Source organism: Streptomyces diastatochromogenes (assembly GCF_002242805.1).
GTDB lineage: Bacteria > Actinomycetota > Actinomycetes > Streptomycetales > Streptomycetaceae > Streptomyces > Streptomyces diastatochromogenes.
The window spans coordinates 93,985-115,291 of sequence record NZ_MCGQ01000010.1 but is presented as its reverse complement, the minus strand read 5'-3'; the positions used below and the strand labels follow the sequence as shown (position 1 = coordinate 115,291).

The window sequence follows — 21,307 nt, the reverse complement described above, 5'->3', positions numbered from 1 at the left end:
GGCGCTCAAGTGACAGCAGGCCGAGGGCTGTGACGTTGCCCTCCTTCTGGCTGTGACCTGGCTCTCCCGTCACTTCCGGGCTCGTCCGGGGCGTCGGAGTCCGTGTGCAGAGGGCAGGGGGAACTGCGCGGCCGGGGGATCGCCGGGACGGTCCCGCCGGCGTGGTGCGGGACCCGCCAGGCGGCTCTGATCGCCATGATCAGGGAACGCGCGCTGTAGGGCGATCCCGCCAGTTCCTGCCGTGCCTGTGCCAGCAGGTCCGGGTCACCGTCGGTACGCAGCGCGGCCGCGGTCCTGCGGCGCGCGAAGTCGGGGGTGCCGAACACATCCAGCAGGGTGAGGGAGAACAGGACGTACGCCGACGCCTCGTCGATCAGCCGGCAGACCTCGTCCGGGACGTCCTGGGCGGCGCTCCCCAGCTGCCGCTCCAGGTCGTAGAAGGCCACGTGCCGCAGTGCACCGTGCAGTTCCGTGGACGGGCACGGGCAAAGGTGCCGGAAATGGTCCATCAGTCCGCGGAAGGTCAGCAGCACCTCACTCGTCTCACGCGTCCACTGCTGCTTGCCGAGCAGCGTACGGAATCCGGCCAGCGTCTCGGCCAGCTCCTCCAGGATCATCTGCCGGGAGATGTCGGTCAGTTCGAAGAACCGCGTCTTCTCCTCGATCTCCATGATCCGCAGGCCGTAGCGGATCAGGTCGCGGGGTATCCCGCCCGAGAGCGCGTGCGCCAGCAGGCTGTACGGCTCCAGCAACTCCTTCGCGCGCCGTTCGAGGATGCTCTTGGACTCGGCGAGCGTGCAGGGCTGCACGTGGACGATGTCGTCCAGCGAACTGTCCGTCACCCCGCGGTGCGGCAGCCCGCGGCGCACGAAGGACGCGCCGACGTCCTCGGCCACCGAGATCAGGTAGTGGACGTGCGGCACGCCCAGGATCGCTTTGATCTCCGCGAGGAACGCCAGGGCCTGGGTGTCCGTTCCGAGCCGGTCCACCTCGTCGATGGCGATGACGACCCGGCCGTTCCTGGCGTACCGCTCCTGGGCGATGCTCGTCAGCAACTCCCGGAAGTCGGAGACCAGCGCGGGCAGGGCGGGCGGGACGGTGGACAGCGACGAGGTGTGGGCCGACACCAGCGCGGGCGGGCCGCTGGTCACCGCGAAGGACGAGGTCTGCACCGTCTGGAGGCGGTAGAGCTGGTTGCGGCAGCGCGTGACCAGGGGCGGCTCGGGCTGGGGCAGCGTCCACCGGCCGGTCCTGAGGAGCAGCAGACCGAGCAGCAGGCACGCCAGGCGGAGCGGATTGCCGCTGTCGGTCACCATCGCGTGGACCGGGGGAGTCCGGTAGGCCAGGATCAGGTCGCCGACGAGGAGCCAGGCGAAGATGGGCCTGCCGGCGAGGACGATCGGGCCGACGGTCCAGCGCGGGCCCGTCTCTATGCCGAGGGCGAGAAGCACACCGAGCCCCAGGAGCAGGGTCGGTAGGGGCGCTCCGTCCATCACTCCCCGCCAGCCCTGCCGGATGCCAGGATCGAAGAACAGCGAGACAGGTGCCGCGAGCACGAGCAGGCCACCGCCGACCATGGCGAACAGCATCCGGAGCCGTTCGAGCAACGCACCCCACCGGCCCCACCGGCGCAGCCGCCAGACCAGCACGCCGAGGAGAACGAGCGCCAGGGCCGCGCCCACCCGCTCACCGCGCCACACGTCCTGCGCGGCACCGGCCACACCGGTCCAGAGATTCTGTGCGTGCTGGCGTACGGCGTCCTCATAGCGCTGCCCCGCCGACCGGGCTGCGGCCGCCAGCCCGAGCACGACCAGCGCGGCCGCCGGCAGGGCGAAGCAGAGAAACCGCACCACGCGCCGGACGACCGGAGCGAGCCGGCGCACGACCCTGCTGACCGTCGACAGCCGGGCGAACTCGGGAACGTCGTAGTCGCTGTCCCGGAGGTACCGCTCGCAGACCTCGATGAACAGGGACAGCAGGAACTCGTTCGGCGCATAGGTGGCGGGTGCCTGGACGAGGACCGAGAAGTCGGCCTCCTCCGCGCAGTGCTCCAGCAGCGTCGACTTGCCCGCACCGCGCGGCCCGCTGACGGCGATCGTGCCGCCCTCGCGCTGGGCCACCTTCCGGGCAAGGCGCCGGTAGGCCTCGTTGTCGATCACGTACTGCCGGTTCCGGGGCGAGCGCAGCCCCTCGTAACCGTCCGGGAGGAGCAGGGAGTCGCTGTCCTCGCCCAGGAGCGCCTCGACCACCCGCTCCATCAACGGGCCCACGCCCCTGGCCTGGAGTTCCCGTCGCCAGGTCTGCTCCCTGGAGTCGGCCAGCCGTTCGTGGACGGGCATGACCGACCTCATCAGGAGCTCACCCGTGTTGTGGCGCACGTGCATCCGCCACAGGGGGTTGCGGAAAACGGCGAACGCGGCCACGGCCGGCAGGAACGCCATGCCGGCGACGTAGGTCCAGGGTGCCAGGACGAGAACGAGGAGGAAGACCAGCGTGAGCAGGCCGAGGACGAACGTCTCCGGGGACGGCGGATCGTGCAGATAGTCCATCCGCGTCCTGGCGGTTTCGTACCGGCGCAGCGCGCCACGGAAGCGCCGCTGGTGCTCCAGGCAGGGCTCGAGGGCTCGCCGGACGTTCGCCTCCGTCAGCATGTTGGCGCGTACGTTCTCCGCGTTGGCCTGCGGCCTCTTGCCCAGTCTGCGCGCGATCGAGGGCTGGGTCAGACAGACGCCGAGCACGGCGTCGTACGCCGTCGCCTCTCGCTCGTACGCGAAGTGATCGGCGACCTGCCATGGTGCGGTCCGGTGGCGTCCCGGCATTCTGTGGCGACCTTTCGGAGGGCGGGCGGATCCGGTGTCAGGACGAAGCGCGCAGGCGCTCGAGCTGCCGCCGCGGTATGCGCGTGCCCCGCTTGTGCTTGATCTGGAAGAAGGCTTCCAGCCCCGGTTCCTCGTCGCGGTCCGTGCCGTACGTGACCGCGTGGGCCGACCCGTCGTCGAGCAGTCGGCCCACGATCTGGGCCAGCGTGCCGGGGCCCGATCCGCTGTAGCCCCAGGAGAGTCCGGGGGCGTCCATGCTCGGTGCGGGATACAGGACGCCCTTGGTGGTGCGGACCCAGATCGGGTCGTCGAGGACGACCTCCTTCAGGACCGACCCGGCGGGCAGCCGCTTGGGTGCGCTGCCGAGGTAGCTGATCTCGCGATGGCCGCCGGAGAGGAACCGCCCCTTGAACGCCACCACCGGACTGCCTGTGACGGGATCGACGAACGTTCCCACCGGAGCTTCGTTCCGCGTCCACACCCGGTGAATCGCCGTCGGGCTGACGCGGCGCAGGCGGTTGATCCACTCCGCGCCCTCGCGGGTGACACCGGTGCGTGTGATGCTGAAGGCACCACCGAACGGCAGGTGTTCGCCGCTCCACATGCTGATCTGCTCCAGGCACTCCACCGCGGCGTCGTCGGCGCGTGCGCACAACTCGGCCAGGCCCAGCACGACCATGTCGGGCAGGACGGTCTCGGACCGGCCGGGATCCTCGGTCGCGGGGGCCGCCGGGAGGACCATCGCGGCGCGTTCGGCTGTCGCCCGGGGACTCTTGGGGCCGCCGAACTCGCCCCTCTTCTCCAGGATCTGCGTCACCTCGTGCTCGACCCAATCGGCGGCCTGGGTCCGCATCTCGTGGCCGATGGTGAAGCAGGCGCCGCGCACGGGTGAGCCTTCCGGCTCTGCTCGAGCCAGCTCGTACAGAGGTTCCCAGGAGGGCCAGGTGATCACGGCCACGGGTGTCTGCTCGTCGCCGGGCCGCCAAGCGGTCAGGTGCTCCGGCCTGCGCAACTGGGAGGGCCACCAGGGAACCTGAGTGCCGATGTGGGACGCGATGTCCGACCACATGGGCTCGTACGGCAGATCGGGGTGCGCGCGGTCGATCGCTTCGAGGGCGGGGCCGTAGAGGTCGTAGTCGGACTGTACGACCACGACGGTCGCGGCGCCGTCGTGGAATTCGAGGAGATCGCGGGGCGCGCGGATCCGCGAGCGCGGGTAGACGACCGCTACGACTCCGCCGTCCGTCCTCCACAGCCCGGCGAAGTGTTCCCGGTCGTATCCCACCTCGTCGGATGCGGCGAACCGGCCCTCCAGGTAATGCGGTTTGGTCTCGGGCGCCGGACGCAGCAGGGCGGGGACGGCCTCGGCCAGCTCCGGGTGCCGACGGGCCAGCCAACGGGCGAACGCCTGCCCCGCCCACTTCGTGACGCCGTCGGTGTACCGCGGGTCGATCGGCTCGACCACGTCCGGATCCGAACTGATCCGTTCCCACGCGGCGCTCGACAGCCCGAACGCGCCCTGAAGTTCGGCCGCCGTCATGGATTCCAACGCATCCCCCTCCGAGTCCAGACCCTCGTCCGCCTCCCATCATGCGGGGGACCACTGACAATCGGGGCACCGCATGGTCGGTGAGGTGAGGCGTCAGGAGTCCGTGAGGTTGGGCACCAGTGCGAACAGCGCCTCGCGCTGCTCCGGGCCGACGAAGCGGGCGAGGGCCTCGCGGACCGTCTCGGCGAGGGTGTCGGAGGCCTCCCGCAGCAGGCGCCGGGCCTTGTCGGTGAGGGCTACCTCGATGCCGCGTTTGTCGCCGCACACGGACTCGCGGGTGACCAGGCCGGACCGCTGGAGGCAGGCGATCTGGTAGGTGAGGCGGGTCTTGGGGCGGCCGAGGAGCTCGGCGATCCGGGTCATGCGCAGGCCGCCCCGCGGCTGCTCGGCCAGCAGGCACAGGATGAGGAACTCGTCGTGCGAGACGTCGAGGGTCTGCTTCACCACCGACCGGAGCCGCTGCTCCACCGCTCCCGTCGCGGCCAGCAGCAGCATCCAGGCGCGCAGCTCGGCCGGGAGCAGTCCGCCGCCCGCGGCGGAGGGGCAAGGGGGCTGGTCGGCGGGGTGTGCGTCGGGGGCGGCCATGGCTTCGAGTCTACCTGTTGTCCAAATTTGGATAGTGGGCTAGCGTGAGGTCATCCAAATTTGAACGACTGTAGGTCGTCGAATCCGCGACCGAACCCGTCATCGAACGTGTCATCGAAAAGGAGGGCGGCCATGTCCGTCGCCGTGGAAACAGGTACCTGGCAGCTCGACCCGACCGCGTCCACCGTGGGCCTGCGGCACAAGACCTTCTGGGGCCTGGTCACCGTCAAGGGCACCTTCGCCGCCGTCACCGGCCACGGCGAGGTCCGGCCGGACGGCTCCGCCACCGGCACCGTGACGCTGGACGTGGCCTCCCTGGACACCAAGAACGCCAAGCGGGACGAGCACCTGCGCTCGGCCGACCTCCTGGACGCCGGCAACCACCCGGAGATCACCTTCGCCGTCCGCGGCGCCGACCGCCTCGACGGCGACAGCGTCCGGGTGACCGGTCAGCTGACCGTACGGGGCATCAGCCGGCCGGTGAACCTCAGCGCACGGCTGACCTCGGCGACGGCCGAGGCGCTCGGCCTGGAGGCCGAGTTCACCGTGGACCGCGAGCAGTTCGGCGTGACCTGGAACCAGCTCGGCATGATGCGCGGCCTGACCACGGTGACGGCCGCGCTCAAGTTCACCCGCGCCGCGGCCTGACGCCCAGCTCGGCCGGCCGTACGTCCAGGGTGGAGAGCGTCTGCGGGCTCGCCGTGAAGGCGCGCAGCCGGATGTGGGCGCTCTGCTTGACGGGCAGCGGGAACCGGCCGGAGGGCGCCCGCAGTTCGACGGTCGCCGTGCTGTGCGCCGGGATCGTGACCGGACCGCGCCCCAGGGTCCAGTACCTGCTCATGCCCTGGCCGTTCGTGAGCATGTAGTGCGGGGTGAGCGGGGAGCTCCCCGTGTTGGTCACCCGCACGGTCAGCGCGGCCAGCGACTGCCCCGTGGCTCGGCGCGCCGACGTGATGTCCATCCGCAGCGGCGGCCGGCCCGTCACCGCCAGGGTCGCGCTCACCAGCGCGGGCAGCACCAGCAGGACCACCGCGCCCACCAGCGCCGGGCGCCGGCGTGGCCCCTTCAGCCAGTGGGGGCGCGGCTGCCAGGCCCGCGCGAAGTCCGACAGGGGCACGGTGATCGCCGCCGCGAGCCACAGCGGGGTCATCATCAGGTAGTAGCCGTCCTGGGAGCGGGTCGCCAGGTAGAAGGCACACCAGGGGAGCACGGTCGCGGCCGGGCCCAGCCGCCGTACGAACAGCACGAACAGCGCCAGCAGGGCGGCGGCGAGCAGCACGCTCGCGTGGCCGTACCAGTCGAGCCGGTCGCTGCCGTGCGTGAAGTACAGGGAGATGTCCACCAGGCCCTGGCCGTGCAGCACCGCGCCCTGGGTGATGGGCAAGGCGATGCCCTGGAGCCAGGGGCCTGGCTCGGTCACGATGAAGTACGTGTTGATCAGCAGCCAGGTCAGGGCGGCGATCCCGGCGATCCGCAGCACCACGCGAACGGCCTCCCGCCCGCCCAGTTCACCGCGGCGTACGGCGTAGACGCCGGCCAGCAGGAACGGCGTCACGAACCAGGGCAGTTGCTGGGCCGCGCAGGCGGCGCCGAGGCAGACGGCCCGCGCGATCCCGGCGGCGCCGAGCCGTCCGCCGGTGCCGATCCGCGGCCAGCGCACCACCACCGGCACCAGCAGAGCCATGGCGACGATCGCCGGGTATCCCTGGCGGGCGTACATCGGAAGGAAACTGAAGCCCAGGCACACCATCGTCGCCGCCGAGCGCCACGGCACCGGCAGCATCCGCCACAGCACGACCGCGCCCACGATCAGTACGAGTGTCGCCATCGCCGTCGCCGGGGCGCCGCCGTGGCCCAGCCACAGCAGGGGCGCGGTGAGCAGGGGGGTCAGCGGGGGATAGCCGTACGTGAAGTCGTAACCGCCGTCTATCGTCGCGGTCAGGGCGACGCCCTTGGTGTGGAAGAGCCACGGCCAGGGCTGCGCGTACAGCCTGTGCCCGTTGACCATCTCCCTCGCGGCCTGCGTGGTCAGGACCGCCTCGTCGCCGCCGGCGTGGTTCAGCGCCCAGGTGCACAGGACCAGCGCGATCGCGGTCAGCAGGACGACGAGGTCCAGGCGGGCCAGTGAGCGCGCTCGGCGGACCGTCAGGGCGAGGACGCCGCTGACCAGGATCGAGGCGTAGCAGACGGAGATGACCGCGGCGAGGGCGAGACGGTGCGTCGCGGCCTGCGTCCACACCGCGCGGGTGCCGATGAAGAGGCTCACATCCGCGAGCAGGGTCAGGACGCGATGCCACTGCGCGGGGCTCTGGAGGTCTTCCGTGCGACCCCCCGGGGCGGCGGACACCGCCGACTGTGTCCGCCGGCCGGGTGTCACCAGCTGTGTTTCTGCCAAGTGCACGGCACCGGACGCTAGTGGCAGCCGGTGAGCGAGGCGTCGTGGCAGGTGAAGAGTCCGGTGTGAGGGCGGTAAGAAACGGGCGTATTCGTACATGTGCCGCGTGGCGGAGTGGAGGAGTGGCCGACGGATCTGTCGCGCTTCGTGTCGCTGTTGGGCCGAACGGGTGACTTGGCGTAAGAATTGGCTGGTGCAGGCATTGAGTGCGAGTCAGGTCAGGGGGAGCCGGTGAGCCGTTACGACGTCACCGATGAACAGTGGGAAGGGCTCGCCCAGGTCGTGCCGCTGCGGGGCCGGGACGCCTGGCCGTCCGCGGTGAACCACCGCTCGCTGCCGGACGCGGAGACCGAGACGCGGCGCCGTTTCGTCGTCCTGCGGGTCAACGTCTTCGCGGACGCCCGCGAGGTCGCCGAGACGCTGATGGCAGGGGTGCCGGTGCTGCTGGACCTCTCCAGCGCGGAGGGCGAGGTCGCCAAGCGCGTCCTCGACTTCAGCACCGGCGTCGTCTTCGGTCTGGGCAGCGGAATGCATCGGGTCGACCGCAACGTGTTCCTCCTGACCCCGCCCGGCACGGAGGTCAGCGGGCTGATGGAGGGCGCGGGGGTTTCCGGGGGCTGAGGTGCGGGGCGGGGGGCCGGTTTTGTGTCCTACGGTCCCCCGATCGTAGGAAGGTGCCCTCGGCAAAACGGTTCGGCGTTGCCGTGGAGGCCTACCGTCCGGATATGGCCGTGCCTTCCGCGTCCGCCGAGTCCTCCGCGTCGTGCGGGGCCTCCGCGGTCCCTGACCTCTCCGCGTCCACCGAGTCGGCGGTCGTTCCGGCGCAGCTTGCCCGTACGTCGGAATCCGCCCCCGTCGACGTACGCGCCCGGATCACCGAGTTGCGGCTGTCGGCCTTTGCCGGGCATCGGCGGGTCGCGTTTCCGCTGGGGGCCGCGACGCTGTTCGCCGGGCCGAGTGGTGCGGGGAAGTCGACCGCGCTCGGGGCGTACGGGGCGCTGGCGCGGCTCGGGGGAGGGGCCTGGCTCGCCGAGGTGTTCCCGGATCCGGTCGCCTGTGTGCCGGAGCGGGCACGGCCCGACGCCGAGGGGCGGCGGGGGTTCCGGATCGGGTGTACGGCCGACGGTGCCGAGGGACCGGTCCGGCTCGACATCGCCGTACAGGCCGAACCGGAACTGCGCATCGTGGGCGAGCGGCTGACGGCGCGGGGCGTGGTCCTGCTGGAGACCGCACTGCGCGACCCCGGCCGCCGGACCGTACAGGCCGCCTGGCACACCGCGGGCTCGGCCCCGGTGACCCGCGCCCCGCTGCCCGACGACCGGCTCGGCACCGCCCTGCTGCCGCTGCGGGTGGCCGGCAAGACGGACGGACAGCGGCATGTGCTGGCCGCCGCCGAGCAGATGGTCGTCGCCCTGCGCTCCGTCTTCGCCTGCGACCCGCGCCCCGAGTACATGCGCACCCCCGTCCCGACCGGTACGGGACGGCTCATGCCCGGCTGCGACAACCTCGCCGACGTCCTGTGGCGCACCCGGTTCGAGTGCGGCCGCCGGCACTCCGCGCTGGTCGAGGCGCTGCGCGCGGGCTGCGCGGGGCCGGTGACCGACCTGGTCGCCGAGCCACTGGCCGACGGCACGGTCCGGGCGCTGCTGGACCGCGGCGACGGCTTCCGCACCGAGCTGGCCCGGCTGGGCGACGGCGAACTGCGCTATGTGGCGCTGGCACTGGTGCTGCTGACCGGACCAGGCGTCCTGGACGTGGACACGCCGGGCGAGGTGCCCGACGCCCTGCGGACCCTCACCGTGCTCGCCGACGGCTTCGACCGCGCTCTCGACCCGGTCCAGCGCCGCGCACTGCTGGGGATGGCGGCCCGGATGGGCGAGCGCGGGCACATCCGCTGCGTCGGCGCGGTGAGCGACGCCTCGTGGGCGGCGGGGACCGAGGGGGTCACAGTGGTACACCTGAACGCGTGACGGAACACCCTGACCTCGCCGGACTCCAGCGCAGGCTGGCCGAGTTCGCCGCCGCGCGCAACTGGCAGCCCTACCACACCCCCAAGAACCTCGTGGCAGCCCTCAGCGTGGAGGCCTCCGAACTGGTCGAGATCTTCCAGTGGTTGACCCCGGAGGAGTCGGCCCGCGTGATGGACGACCCCGACACCGCGCACCGCGTCACGGACGAGGTCGCCGACGTGCTCGCTTATCTCCTTCAGCTCTGCGAGGTCCTCGGCATCGACCCGCTGACCGCCCTGTCGGCCAAGATCGACCGCAACGAACGGCGCTTTCCGGCCCCCGGCGCGGACGACACCCCCTGACATCGACCCGCCACCCCAACTCCCGGACCGCACGGCTCCGTTATTACTCTACGGAGTCAAACCCCCTACCGAATCCGAATTGTTGTCCACAGAATTCGGACTACCTCTGGCTTTTCACCCTAAGGGGTTTCACGCTGGGTAGTGGACAAGGGAGTTCAAGCGGACGTGCGACGACGCACGACGAGTGGGACGGGGGCAGCGCATGGATGCGGTGCGGCTCATTGGGACCAGCAGGCGTGCTCTGGCGGCAGGCGCCGACATACCCGAGATCATGGCCGAGGTGTGGCAGGCGCAGGCCCTGGCCCAGGCGATCGGCAGCCGCCTCGCGGTGTCCGGCCCGCCGGAGCTACGGGGCGAGGCACTGGGCCTGACCGAGCTGGCGGGCCGGGGCTGCGGCGTCCTGGACCCTCCCGAACTCGACCCGGGCGACCTGCGCGCCGCCCAGCTCACCGAGCTGGACGACGCCCGGCAGACGCTCCTCAGCCTCGGCGGGCTGCTCGGCGAGGTCGGCATCGCCCTGGTCGGCATGGCCAGCTCCGCGGCCGACGAGACGACCTACTGGCAGTGCATGGAGGCCATCGACGCCGCGGACGAGTCCCGGGACCGGGTCCTGGAGATGCTGCGCAAGCTGGCGGCGCGGGAGGAGGTGTTACCGGACCACACCTGAGCGGGGGTCATCGGCGGGGGCCTGGGGGCGGCGGCCCCCAGTGCGACCGCATGTCAGGCGAGCTCGCCCTCTTCGGCCGACGCCCGCTGCAGATCCGCGTCCAGGGCTGACAGATCCGCGTTCAACGCGGCCATCAGCTCCTCCATCTGCTCCAGCAGCCCCTTCGGCTGACCGGCGGATCCACCCCGCGAAGGAATGGACTCTTCTGACATGACGGCCTCCTCGGCCCGACGCGCGACGGCGACGACCGTCCGCCGCGGGTGCCGGACGGCCCGGCTCCGACGGCCCAACGATCACCGCCGGGGCCGGTCACTGGCCCACGCCTCACCCGGTGCGATGGGCGGGCGAATTTCACCCGACCGGGGACGGCCGCGCCCGGCGGTACCGGTGAGGTTGACGGGGCAGGGGCCGTGCAGGATAGGTGTATGGACCTTCGAATCTTCACCGAGCCCCAGCAGGGGGCGACGTACGACACCTTGCTCACCGTGGCCAAGGCAACCGAAGACCTCGGATTCGACGCCTTTTTCCGCAGCGACCACTACCTGCGGATGGGCAACGTGGACGGCCTGCCCGGCCCCACGGACGCCTGGATCACCCTGGCCGGCCTGGCCCGTGAGACCAAGCGCATCCGCCTCGGCACCCTGATGACGGCCGCCACCTTCCGGCTGCCCGGCGTGCTCGCCATCCAGGTGGCCCAGGTCGACCAGATGTCCGGCGGCCGCGTGGAACTCGGCCTGGGCGCAGGCTGGTTCGAGGAGGAGCACCGGGCGTACGGCATCCCGTTCCCGAAGGACAAGTTCGCGCGCCTGGAGGAGCAGCTGGAGATCGTCACCGGGCTGTGGGCGACCAAGGAAGGCGCGACCTTCGACTTCCACGGCACGCACTACGACCTCACCGACTCGCCCGCGCTGCCCAAGCCGGCCCAGGCGAAGATCCCGGTGCTCATCGGCGGGCACGGCGCGACCCGCACCCCGCGCCTCGCGGCCCGGTACGCCGACGAGTTCAACATGCCCTTCGCCTCCGTCGAGGACAGCGAGCGGCAGTTCGGCCGGGTGCGCGCCGCCGCCGAGGAGGCGGGCCGCAAGGCGGACGCCCTGACGTACTCCAACGCGCTCGTGGTGTGCGTCGGCAGGGACGACCAGGAGGTCGCCCGACGCGCCGCGGCGATCGGCCGCGAGGTGGACGAGCTGAAGGTCAACGGTCTGGCCGGCTCGCCCGCCGAGGTGGTCGACAAGATCGGCCGGTACGCCGAGGTCGGCTCCCGGCGGATCTACCTCCAGATCCTCGACCTGGCCGACCTCGACCACCTGGAGCTGATCTCCTCCCAGGTCCAGTCGCAGCTGTCGTAACGCCCCCCGTCCGCCGTCCCCTCCGACCCGGGTCGGAGGGGACGGCGTGACCTGTGACGGTCCTGTGACCGGAACTATGGCCTCCACCACAGCCATGCCGGCCGGTCCCTGGTGATCTCGTCCGATGGACGACGACTCCTTGCTCGGCACGCTGTTCGCCCTGCTGTGCATTCCCGCCCTCTTCGCCGTCCCGGTCTGGCTGATCGTGGTCGCCTTCAAACTCGTCTCCGTGGCCCTGCCCGGCCGGCGGCCGGACTGGCGGTCGGATCTGCTGCGCTGGTCCGCGCGGATGACCGGTTCGGGCGCCGTGATCCTCTACGTGCTCGGCGCCGGGGCGGTCGCGCTCTCCGTGCACGAGTCCTCGTCCGGCGCGGACTCGACGCCGGCCCACGAGTGCCGCGACGACCACCGGGCCGACCACCTGGTCGGCCAGACGGCCTCCTGGCTGCCGCTCCGCTTCGACTGTGTCCTGGACGACGGCGGCACCTACCCGAGCAGCCCCGCCTATTTCTGGATCAACACGCTGGTCGCCGTACTGGGCCTGGCCTCGATCGCGCTGGTCGTGGCGAACGGGTACGTCGCCGAATTCCGGGCCCGGGCGAAGGCAGACGAAGGAGAGCGAGGAGCAGAGCGATGAGCTGTTCTGTGCCGGCGAGTTGCTTCTCACAGCCTTCCGGGGTCCGCGGGGCAAGGCCACAAGCCTGTCGTTCACCCACGTCTCCAGCGGCCTCGTCCTCGACGCGCTGGCCGAACTCGCCCGCCGCACCGGTGCCGTGATCATGCCGCATGAGTGTCCCGTGCTCCTGCAGCGGGAGCACGACCGGCGGCACCTGCCCGACGACGACATGCGCGCCCCCGCGATCGTCGTGCCGCCCGCCGACTGGTCGGGCCGGGCGATCGAGCAGGTCGTCAGCCCCCTGCCGGAGCCCCCGCAGCGGCCGGTCCTGCCCCGGTTCGCCTACCACTCGCTGGTCGGGGTGGTGGTGCCGACGGACGAGCCGTGCGTGTGCTGCGGGCAGGTGCGCGGCTGGGTGTACACGGGGCCGGTGTTCGGGGCCGAGGCGCCGGGCGCGGGCATCTGCCCGTACTGCATCGCCTTCGGCAAGGCCGCCGCACGCTACGGCGCCACGTTCAACGACGTCATCGACGGTGACGTCCCCGACGAGGTGGCGCGGGAGATCCTGGAGCGCACGCCGGGCATCCCGTCCTGGCAGTCCCCGCGCTGGCTGACCCACTGCGGCGACGCCGCCGAGTACCTCAAGGCACTCGACGCGGACGGTCAGCCGACCTCCTACCAGTTCCGCTGCCGGGTCTGCGGCACCAGCCTCGCCTACTCGGACTTCACCTGAGGGGGCCGGGCAGGCAGACAGGTGCCCGCCTGCCCGGCCCGCCGTCCGTCAGCCGCTCTGCGTGAAGCCGTAGTCCAGGATCTTCTTCGCGTCCTTGAGCCGCTCGTCCACCGACGTGTCCGCGAGCACGGTGCCCACGACCGTCTTGCCGTTGCGGGTGGCCGCGAAGACCAGGCAGAACTTCGCCTCCGGCCCCGATCCGGTCTTCACGCCGATCGCGCCCCGGTAGGTGTTCAGCAGCGTGTTCGTGTTCTTCCACGGGGACATCGCGTGCGTTCCGCCACCGGGCCGGTACGACTTCATGTCGTCCTTCACCTTGGTGCCGACGACCGTCTTGAACGTCTTGTTCTTCAGCGCGACCCCGGCCAGCTTGGCCAGATCCCGCGGGGACGCGTGGTTCTTGCCGTTGGACACCCCGTCGAAGGAGTCGAAGTGGGTGTGCGTCAGGCCCAGTTCGCGTGCCTTGGCGTTCATCTTCGCGATGAACGACTTCGTCCGCTTGGCCGTCGTCGACCCCGACCCGTAGGTGTCCGCGAGCGCGTACGCCGCGTCGCACCCGGACGGCAGGAGAAGCCCGTACAACAGGTCCCGCACGTTCATCGAGTCGCCCAGGATCAGGTTGGCACTGGAGTACCGCTGGGTGTGGGTCACCGGATCGATGACGTAGTCCGTGTACTCCTTCTTGATCTTCACCTTGCGGTTGAGATCCACGTTCCGCTGCGACAGCACCACGAGGGCCGTCATGATCTTTGTCGTGGAGCCGGTCCGCAGCTCGGTGTCCGCCGCCTTCCCGAACAGCGCCTTGCCGGTGGCCGCGTTCATCGCGTACGCGCCCTGCGCCGACACGGAAGGCGCCGACGGAGCCGACGGAGCCGCATGGGCGGGAGCGGCCGCGAGAACCCCCGTGGACAGTACAGCGGCGGCCGTCGCCGCGATCGCGGCTCGTCTGTGCATGGGTACGCCTGTGTCGATGGTCATTCCCATCCCCGTTCTGTCAGTGGTCAGTTGACGGTCGCTCACTTCACCAGGTCCGGGACCGAAGGGCCATGGTGGAGATCACAGTGGGCAGGGTGATGTGCTCGGAATGTGGACTCTCCGTGCCGGAACTGTGGGCTCCATCACGGCGCACATGATCCAGTCCTGATCGGATGACCGGGTGCGTAAAGTGCTCCCTCTCGCCTCTCTCGCTGCCACCGGCCTGCTGGCCCTGTCGGCCTGCCAGTTCGCCGGCCACGACGACCCCGCCGACGCGGCCCGACGCCTCAACACCATGGAGTCGTTCCCGCTGCACGCCTACATACCGGACCCGTCGTCGGACGGGGGAAAGGCCGTCAGCAGGGCGCAGTGGATCCTCGCGAAGAAGTGCATGGTCCGGCTCGGCTTCTCCGGCTTCACGGTGCTCGACACCAAGGCCGTCGAGTCGACGTACCCGGTCCGGCAGGGAACCCTGGTGGGCCGCGGCACGACCGGTGACGACAGCCCCTACGGGGTGGACGATCCCGACCGGGCCGCCGAGCACGGGTACCACAACCGGAACCTGAAGGAGTCCGACGCCCAGCCCCAGGAGTGGCCGGCCGACCAGTACGTCGCCCTCACCGGCTCGTTCGACTCCGGTGACAGCCACCGTGCCCATGGTCAGCCCATCCCCGAGGGCGGTTGCCTGGGACGGGCGACGCGGACGATCTACGGCTCTCCACCCAAGGCGACGAAGGTCAACGGCGTGAAGCTCACCGGCTTCTACTCACTGGCCCTCGCACTGTGGTCCGAGTCCCACAAGGAGGCGCGGAAGGACCCGGCCTGGAAGAAGGCCGACCGCGCGTGGTCGGCCTGCATGAAGGAGAAGGGCTTCCGCTACCCCGACCCGGACGAGGCGTCGTTCGACACCGCCTGGTACCGGACGGACGAGCCGACGGGCCACGAGAAGAAGACAGCGGCCGCCGATGCCCGGTGCAAGCTCGACACCGACTACATCGACACCGTCCACGCCGTCGAGGCCCGCGCTCAGAAGACGGTCATCGGCCGGCACGAGAAGGACCTGGACGCCATGCGCGCGGCGGACGACCGGGCAGTCGAGAACGCCCGGACGATCGTCGAGAAGGAGTCCTGAGCCGGGCTATGCGCTAAAACCGATGGTCGGAGAGGTGCCGTACACGGGAGAATCGGACGCGTGTTCCTGACGATCTCCACGAGCGGCACCGCCGCCTTCCCGGCCACCGACCTCGGGTTCCTGCTGCACAAGCATCCCGACAAGGCGCAGAAGTTCTCGACCTCCTACGGCACCGCGCACGTCTTCTACCCGGAGGCGGACGCCCAGCGCTGCACGGCCGCGCTGTTGCTCGAGGTCGATACGGTCGCGCTGGTCCGGCGGGGCAAGGGCAAGGGCCGCGGCGGAGCACCCGACGCGGCACTCGCCCAGTACGTCAACGACCGCCCCTACGCGGCCTCCTCGCTGCTCGCGGTCGCGCTGAGCGGCGTGTTCTCCAGCGCCCTGCGCGGTGTGTGCAACGCCCGCCCGGAGCGGGCCGCCGCGCCCCTGCCGCTGCGCATCGAGGTGCCCGCGCTGCCCGCCCGCGGCGGTCCGGATCTCGTACGACAGCTCTTCGAACCGCTCGGCTGGGCGGTGACCGCCGACCCGGTCGCCCTCGACACCGAATTCCCGGGGTGGGGCGACTCGCGGTACGTCCGCCTCGTCCTGGAGTCGGAGAAGCTGACCCTCGCCGAGGCGCTGCGCCACCTGTACGTGCTGCTCCCCGTCCTCGACGACGCCAAGCACTACTGGGTCTCCTCCGACGAGGTCGACAAGCTGCTGCGGGCCGGGGACGGCTGGCTGCCCGGGCACCCGGAGCAGAAGCTGATCACCAGCCGCTACCTCTCCCGTCGCTGGTCCCTGACCCGGCAGGCGATGGAGCGGCTGGAGCTGGTGCGCCTGGCCGAGGCCGACGACAGCGAGGTCGAGTCGATCGACAACGCGGTCGAGGAGGAGTCGGAGGCCGAGGAGAAGCCGACCCCGCTCGCCGTGCAGCGGCGCGAGGCGATCCTCGCCGCCCTGCGCGCGTCCGGTGCCGCCCGGGTGCTCGACCTGGGCTGCGGGCAGGGCCAGTTGGTGCAGGAACTGCTCAAGGACGTGCGGTTCAGCGAGGTCGTCGGCGTCGACGTGTCCGTCCGGGCGCTCACCATCGCCTCGCGGCGGCTGAAGCTCGACCGCATGGGGGAGCGGCAGGCGGCCCGCGTCAAGCTCTTCCAGGGCTCGCTCGCCTACACCGACAACCGGCTCAAGGGCTACGACGCCGCCGTGCTCAGCGAGGTGATCGAGCACCTCGACCTGCCTCGGCTGCCCGCCCTGGAGTACGCGGTGTTCGGACACGCGCGCCCGCGCACGGTCCTGGTGACCACCCCGAACGTCGAGTACAACGTCCGCTGGGAGACCCTGCCCGCCGGACACGTCCGGCACGGCGACCACCGCTTCGAGTGGACCCGGGAGGAGTTCCGCACCTGGTCGGCGACGATCGCCGAACGGTACGGCTACGAGGTCGAGTTCGCTCCCGTCGGGCCGGACGACCCCGAGGTGGGTCCGCCCACCCAGATGGCCCTGTTCCACCGCAACGACACCGAGAAGGAGGCGAAGGCAGCATGACCGAGAACCGTACGGGACGGGTCCTCCCCGTCACCGACCTCTCCCTCGTCGTCCTCGTCGGCGCCTCCGGCTCCGGCAAGTCCACGTTCGCCCGCCGGCACTTCAAGCCGACCGAGGTGATCTCCTCCGACTTCTGCCGCGGTCTGGTCTCCGACGACGAGAACGACCAGAGCGCGACCCGGGACGCCTTCGACGTCCTGCACTACATCGCCGGCAAGCGGCTGGCCGCCGGCCGCCGTACCGTCGTCGACGCCACCAGCGTGCAGCAGGACAGCAGGCGCCAGCTCATCGAGCTGGCCAAGCAGTACGACGTGCTGCCCATCGCCATCGTGCTGGACGTGCCCGAGGAGGTCTGCGCGGAGCGCAACGCGGCCCGTACCGACCGCGCCGACATGCCCCGCCGGGTCATCCAGCGGCACATCCGCGAACTCCGCCGCTCCCTGCGGCACCTGGAGCGCGAGGGCTTCCGCAAGGTGCACGTCCTGCGCGGGGTCGAGGAGGTCGACAGCGCCACCGTCGTCACCGAGAAGCGCTTCAACGACCTGACCCACCTCACCGGCCCCTTCGACATCATCGGCGACATCCACGGCTGCGCCTCCGAACTGGAGTCGCTGCTGGCCGAGTTGGGCTACTCCGACGGCGTGCACCCGGACGGCCGTACCGCCGTGTTCGTCGGCGACCTGGTGGACCGCGGCCCGGACAGCCCGGGTGTGCTGCGCCGGGTGATGTCCATGGTCGGGTCGGGCAACGCGCTGTGCGTGCCCGGCAACCACGAGAACAAGTACGGCCGTTACCTCAAGGGCCGCAAGGTCCAGCACACCCACGGGCTCGCCGAGACCATCGCGCAGATGGAGGGCGAGAGCGAGGAGTTCAGGGCGGAGGTGCGCCGCTTCCTGGAGGGGCTGGTCAGCCACTACGTCCTCGACGGCGGCAAGCTGGTCGTCTGCCACGCCGGTCTGCCCGAGAAGTACCACGGCCGCACGTCCGGCCGGGTGCGCTCGCACGCCCTGTACGGCGACACCACCGGCGAGACCGACGAGTTCGGGCTGCCCGTGCGCTACCCGTGGGCCGAGGACTACCGGGGCCGCGCGGCGGTGGTGTACGGCCACACCCCGGTCCCGGAGGCCACCTGGCTCAACAACACCATCTGCCTGGACACCGGCGCCGTCTTCGGCGGCAAGCTGACCGCGCTGCGCTGGCCGGAGCGCGAACTGGTCGACGTACCGGCCGAGCAGGTCTGGTACGAGCCGGCCAGGCCGCTGCGCGGCGAGGCGCCCGGCGGGCACGACGGGCGGCCGCTGGGCCTGGCGGACGTGCACGGCCGCAGGGCCGTGGAGACCCGGCACGCGGGCCGGGTCGCGGTCCGCGAGGAGAACGCGGCCGCGGCCCTGGAGGTCATGAGCCGCTTCGCGGTCGACCCGCGCCTGCTGCCGTACCTGCCGCCGACGATGGCACCGACGGCGACCTCGCAGGAGGATGGCTACCTGGAGCACCCGGCCGAGGCCTTCGCGCAGTACGCGGCGGACGGCGTCGCGCGGGTCGTGTGCGAGGAGAAGCACATGGGCTCGCGGGCGGTGGCCCTGGTGTGCCGGGACGCGGACGCTGCTCGCGAGCGGTTCGGTGTGGACGGGCCCACGGGGTCGCTGTACACCCGTACCGGACGGCCGTTCTTCGACGACGAGACGGTGACCGAGGAGATCCTCGGCCGGCTGCGCTCGGCCGTCGGGGACGCGGGCCTGTGGGAGGAGCTGGCTGCAGCCGACAGCGCCTCCGGCGCGGGCGACTGGCTCCTGCTCGACGCCGAGCTGATGCCCTGGTCGCTGAAGGCCTCGGGGCTGTTGCGCAGCCAGTACGCGGCCGTGGGCGCCGCCTCCGGTGCGGTGTTCCCGGGTGCGCTGGCCGCACTGGAGGCCGCCGCGGCCCGTGGCACCGACGTGGGCGGGCTGCTGGACCAGCAGCGTGACCGCGCGGCCGACGCGGCCGCGTTCACCGACGCCTACCGCCGGTACTGCTGGACGACCGACGGCCTGGACGGGGTCCGCCTGGCCCCCTTCCAGATCCTGGCCACCCGCGGGCGCAGCCTGGCCGCGCTGCCGCACGACGAGCAACTGGCCCTGATCGACCGGCTGGTGGAGCACGACGGCACCGGACTGCTGCAGACCACCCGGCGCCTGTACGTCGACACGGGCGACCCCGAGTCGGTCCGCGCCGGCGTCGACTGGTGGCTGGAGATGACCGGCCGGGGCGGCGAGGGCATGGTCGTCAAGCCGGTGGGCGCGGTGGTCCGCAGCCCGGAGGGCCGGCTGGTGCAGCCCGGCATCAAGTGCCGGGGCCGCGAGTACCTGCGGATCATCTACGGTCCCGAGTACACCCGGCCGGACAACCTCGCCAAGCTGCGGCAGCGGTTCCTGAACCACAAGCGGTCGCTGGCGATCCGCGAGTACGCCCTGGGCCTGGAGGCCCTGGACCGGCTCGCGGACGGGGAGCCGCTGTGGCGGGTGCACGAGGCGGTGTTCGGTGTGCTGGCCCTGGAGTCCGAGCCGGTCGACCCCCGTCTCTGAGCTAACCCGCCAGCCGCAGCCGCTGCCCGCACACCCCCACCCGGACCGTCTGTCCCCAGGTGAGCTGGAGTGCGTCGCTCTCGATGCCGTCGCCGAAGGCGATGAGCCGGTCGGACTCCACGGTGACCGTGAGCGACGCCGAGGCCGCGAGTTCGCCCGCCACCAGGGTCGTACCGGTGGCGGGTGACGGCCAGGCCTCCCGGACGAACCACACCAGCCGGTCCTCGGTGGGGGAGGGCAGCGGGAGCCGGCTGTCCCGCTCCTGCCACACCGAGCGCAGCCAGCCGGTCGCGCCGGTGCCGGTTCCGACCAGCACCCCGGAGGAGGCCTGGGCCTCGACGGCACCCCCGTCGTCGTCGAGGCCCAGGCGGTAGCGGGCGGTCTGGTGGCCCGGTGTGCCGAGGTAGATCTCGTTGAGCGCCACCAGCCGCTGGGTGTCGTCGGCGACGGCCTCGACCATGGTGAGTTCGTCCACCGTGACCGGTGCCGCCGCCAGCAGCTTCACCGCGTCCTGCGGGCGGTGCCGGACCAGCACCCCGGGGTTGCGGCCCGGGTCGGTGTCGATGCCGATCACCGGCTGGCCCGTCAGGTACTTGGCGACGTTGGCGACCAGTCCGTCCTGGCCGACCACCACGACCACGTCCTCCGGCGCGAACAGGAAGCGGTCCAGGTCGGCCCGCTCCACCCGCGCCTGACGCCAGGTCAGGGGGACGGCCGCGGTCACCTCGGCCAGGGCGCCGCGGGCCCGGCGGTGGCGTTCGGCGACCTCCTCGATGTCCCGGCCCCGGGAGGCGAGGAAGAAGGCGGCCTGGCCGTGCGTGCCGTGCCGGGCCACCAACTCCTCGTACTCCGTGGTGCGATGGACCAGGACGGCACGCGGCGCGAGGCTCACTCCGCGCTCCCCGGGGAGAGCCTGGCGAGCAGTCCGGTGAGCACGTCCGGCGAGACGGTGACGCTGTCGATGCGGGGCAGGTTCTCGGCCAGCCGGGTCGCGGTGAGCGCCTGCAGGGTCGTCGTCCCGTCGATCCCGGCCTCCGCGTGCACCCGCAGCCAGGCCGCCTGGGCCTGCGCCCGCGCCTCGCCGACCTCGCGCGCGCCCTCGGCCTCCGCGCGGGCGACCCGCTCGGCCCGTGCCGCCTCCGCCTCGGCGAGCTTCGTCGTCCGGGCCGCCTCCGCCTCCGCCAGCGTGACCGACCGCGCCGCCTCGGCCTCGGCGAGCTTGACCGACCGCGTGGCCTCGGCCTCGGCGAGCTTCACCGACCGTGCCGCCTCCGCCTGGGCGCGTACCGCGTCCGCGGCCGCCTGCTCCTCGGCCTCGCGGCGCGCGTTGGTGCCCCGCTGCTCGACCAACTGCTCTTCCCGGCGGGCGAGTTCGATCCGGCTGGCCAGTTCGTTCTCGGCGATGGTCCGCTCCCGCTCGACCGCGACGGCCCGCCGCTCGTAGGTCGCCCGGTCGGCCTCCTGCTGGATCTGCTCCCGGGCCGGAGTGCGCAGTGCCCGCTCCACCTCCGGTTCCGGCCGCAGCGCCATCACGCGTACGGCCACCACCTCGATGCCGGTGGCGGGCAGCCGCGGTTCCGCGCCGAGCCCGGCCGCGACCCGCTCGCGCACCGCCGCGACCCCGTCCACCAGCGCCGCCGAGAGCGGCGTACGGGCGAGGACGTCCAGCGCGTGCTGCTGGGCCGTCTCGGTGAGCAGCGTGCCCAGCTGTTCCAGCGGGGTGCCGCGCCAGGCGCCGGTGTCGGGGTCGATCGAGAAGTCCAGGCGGGCGGCGGCGACGCCCGGGTCGGCGATCCGGTAGGTGACCGTCGCCTGCACCGCCACGTCCTGGAAGTCGGAGGTGCGGGCGTGGAAGGTCATCGCCAGTTCCCGGTCGTCCACCGGCACCTCGGACAGGGCGGCGGACAGCGGGCGGAACCAGAAGCTGAGCCCGGGACCGTCGTGGACCAGGGTGCCGGAGCGGTGGTGCCGGATGTGCGCCGTGGGCGCGCCGCGCAGATGGCGCCAGCCCAGGCGCCGGGTGATGTCGGCCATGAGTCCCCCTCGCTTTTCGTCATGGCGACGATAATCGTACGACCGCTTCTCGTC

At 71.7% G+C, this 21,307-nt stretch carries 19 protein-coding genes; 11 read left to right on the top strand and 8 right to left on the bottom strand.

Going from position 1 to position 21,307, the window contains the following annotated elements; genetic code table 11:
* Window positions 1-5: 5 nt before the first annotated feature.
* The 3 genes from BEK98_RS11385 to BEK98_RS11375 form a co-directional block, all read right to left on the bottom strand.
* Complete coding sequence (locus tag BEK98_RS11385; protein ID WP_094216336.1) at window positions 6-2,819, bottom strand: P-loop NTPase family protein; 2,814 nt, start codon at window positions 2,817-2,819, stop codon at window positions 6-8.
* A 37-nt stretch (window positions 2,820-2,856) separates the two neighbouring features.
* The gene (locus tag BEK98_RS11380; RefSeq protein ID WP_143684101.1) at window positions 2,857-4,368 is read right to left on the bottom strand and encodes a hypothetical protein; all 1,512 of its coding nucleotides are present in this window, start codon (window positions 4,366-4,368) and stop codon (window positions 2,857-2,859) included.
* A gap of 93 nt (window positions 4,369-4,461) precedes the next feature.
* Window positions 4,462-4,953 carry a MarR family winged helix-turn-helix transcriptional regulator gene (locus BEK98_RS11375; RefSeq protein WP_094216334.1) on the bottom strand — a complete coding sequence of 164 codons (492 nt, stop codon included), beginning with the start codon at window positions 4,951-4,953 and terminating at the stop codon, window positions 4,462-4,464.
* 132 nt (window positions 4,954-5,085) lie between these two features.
* Between BEK98_RS11375 and BEK98_RS11370 the strand changes: the two genes are divergently transcribed.
* Window positions 5,086-5,601: a YceI family protein gene (locus BEK98_RS11370; RefSeq protein WP_094216333.1), complete on the top strand. Its 516-nt coding sequence runs from the start codon at window positions 5,086-5,088 to the stop codon at window positions 5,599-5,601.
* On the opposite strand, the gene BEK98_RS11365 is transcribed toward BEK98_RS11370, so the two are convergent.
* Window positions 5,582-7,354: a hypothetical protein gene (locus tag BEK98_RS11365; protein ID WP_425276604.1), complete on the bottom strand. Its 1,773-nt coding sequence runs from the start codon at window positions 7,352-7,354 to the stop codon at window positions 5,582-5,584. The genes BEK98_RS11370 and BEK98_RS11365 overlap by 20 nt on opposite strands.
* A gap of 225 nt (window positions 7,355-7,579) precedes the next feature.
* Between BEK98_RS11365 and BEK98_RS11360 the strand changes: the two genes are divergently transcribed.
* The 4 genes from BEK98_RS11360 to BEK98_RS11345 all read left to right on the top strand — a co-directional run bounded on the left by BEK98_RS11360 (window position 7,580) and on the right by BEK98_RS11345 (window position 10,326).
* Entirely contained in the window at window positions 7,580-7,969 is a 390-nt protein-coding gene (locus BEK98_RS11360) for a cell division protein SepF (protein WP_094216331.1), read from the top strand.
* Window positions 7,970-8,073: 104 nt separating this feature from the next.
* Complete coding sequence (locus tag BEK98_RS11355; protein WP_208643078.1) at window positions 8,074-9,318, top strand: AAA family ATPase; 1,245 nt, start codon at window positions 8,074-8,076, stop codon at window positions 9,316-9,318.
* Window positions 9,315-9,659: a nucleotide pyrophosphohydrolase gene (locus tag BEK98_RS11350; protein ID WP_094216330.1), complete on the top strand. Its 345-nt coding sequence runs from the start codon at window positions 9,315-9,317 to the stop codon at window positions 9,657-9,659. Before BEK98_RS11355 ends, BEK98_RS11350 begins: the two co-directional genes overlap by 4 nt.
* A gap of 202 nt (window positions 9,660-9,861) precedes the next feature.
* On the top strand, window positions 9,862-10,326 hold the full coding sequence (locus BEK98_RS11345; protein ID WP_094216329.1) for a DUF6099 family protein: 465 nt from the start codon (window positions 9,862-9,864) through the stop codon (window positions 10,324-10,326).
* Window positions 10,327-10,379: 53 nt separating this feature from the next.
* Here the strand turns inward: BEK98_RS11345 and BEK98_RS48940 are convergent, their stop codons facing one another.
* Window positions 10,380-10,538, bottom strand: coding sequence for a hypothetical protein (locus tag BEK98_RS48940; RefSeq protein ID WP_167444138.1), 159 nt, complete (start codon window positions 10,536-10,538; stop codon window positions 10,380-10,382).
* A 213-nt stretch (window positions 10,539-10,751) separates the two neighbouring features.
* On the opposite strand from BEK98_RS48940, the gene BEK98_RS11340 reads away from it, so the two are divergent.
* From BEK98_RS11340 to BEK98_RS11330, 3 genes are all read left to right on the top strand, one after another.
* Window positions 10,752-11,675 (top strand): LLM class F420-dependent oxidoreductase, encoded by a 924-nt coding sequence (locus tag BEK98_RS11340; protein WP_094216328.1) that lies wholly within the window; start codon window positions 10,752-10,754, stop codon window positions 11,673-11,675.
* 124 nt (window positions 11,676-11,799) lie between these two features.
* Window positions 11,800-12,312 carry a hypothetical protein gene (locus BEK98_RS11335; protein WP_094216327.1) on the top strand — a complete coding sequence of 171 codons (513 nt, stop codon included), beginning with the start codon at window positions 11,800-11,802 and terminating at the stop codon, window positions 12,310-12,312.
* 19 nt (window positions 12,313-12,331) lie between these two features.
* Window positions 12,332-13,024 (top strand): CbrC family protein, encoded by a 693-nt coding sequence (locus BEK98_RS11330; RefSeq protein ID WP_244201830.1) that lies wholly within the window; start codon window positions 12,332-12,334, stop codon window positions 13,022-13,024.
* A gap of 48 nt (window positions 13,025-13,072) precedes the next feature.
* Here BEK98_RS11330 and BEK98_RS11325 read toward each other — a convergent pair whose 3' ends face one another.
* The gene (locus BEK98_RS11325; RefSeq protein ID WP_094216326.1) at window positions 13,073-14,002 is read right to left on the bottom strand and encodes a D-alanyl-D-alanine carboxypeptidase family protein; all 930 of its coding nucleotides are present in this window, start codon (window positions 14,000-14,002) and stop codon (window positions 13,073-13,075) included.
* A gap of 178 nt (window positions 14,003-14,180) precedes the next feature.
* Here BEK98_RS11325 and BEK98_RS11320 point away from each other — a divergent pair, with 178 nt between their 5' ends.
* From BEK98_RS11320 to BEK98_RS11310, 3 genes are read left to right on the top strand one after another with little or no spacing between them, the layout of a single operon-like run.
* A complete protein-coding gene (locus BEK98_RS11320) occupies window positions 14,181-15,131 on the top strand; it encodes a hypothetical protein (protein WP_094216325.1) in 951 nt (316 codons plus the stop codon).
* Window positions 15,132-15,191: 60 nt separating this feature from the next.
* The gene (locus BEK98_RS11315; RefSeq protein ID WP_094216324.1) at window positions 15,192-16,658 is read left to right on the top strand and encodes a 3' terminal RNA ribose 2'-O-methyltransferase Hen1; all 1,467 of its coding nucleotides are present in this window, start codon (window positions 15,192-15,194) and stop codon (window positions 16,656-16,658) included.
* Window positions 16,655-19,219, top strand: a complete 2,565-nt coding sequence (locus tag BEK98_RS11310) for a polynucleotide kinase-phosphatase (RefSeq protein WP_094216323.1) — start codon at window positions 16,655-16,657, stop codon at window positions 19,217-19,219. The genes BEK98_RS11315 and BEK98_RS11310 overlap by 4 nt, the downstream gene beginning before the upstream one ends.
* Window position 19,220: 1 nt before the next feature.
* Here BEK98_RS11310 and BEK98_RS11305 read toward each other — a convergent pair whose 3' ends face one another.
* Together BEK98_RS11305 and BEK98_RS11300 are read right to left on the bottom strand one after the other, a co-directional pair.
* Window positions 19,221-20,111 (bottom strand): NAD(+)/NADH kinase, encoded by an 891-nt coding sequence (locus tag BEK98_RS11305; RefSeq protein WP_094216322.1) that lies wholly within the window; start codon window positions 20,109-20,111, stop codon window positions 19,221-19,223.
* Window positions 20,108-21,253: an SPFH domain-containing protein gene (locus BEK98_RS11300; protein ID WP_094216321.1), complete on the bottom strand. Its 1,146-nt coding sequence runs from the start codon at window positions 21,251-21,253 to the stop codon at window positions 20,108-20,110. Before BEK98_RS11300 ends, BEK98_RS11305 begins: the two co-directional genes overlap by 4 nt.
* Between the last annotated feature and the right edge of the window lie 54 nt (window positions 21,254-21,307).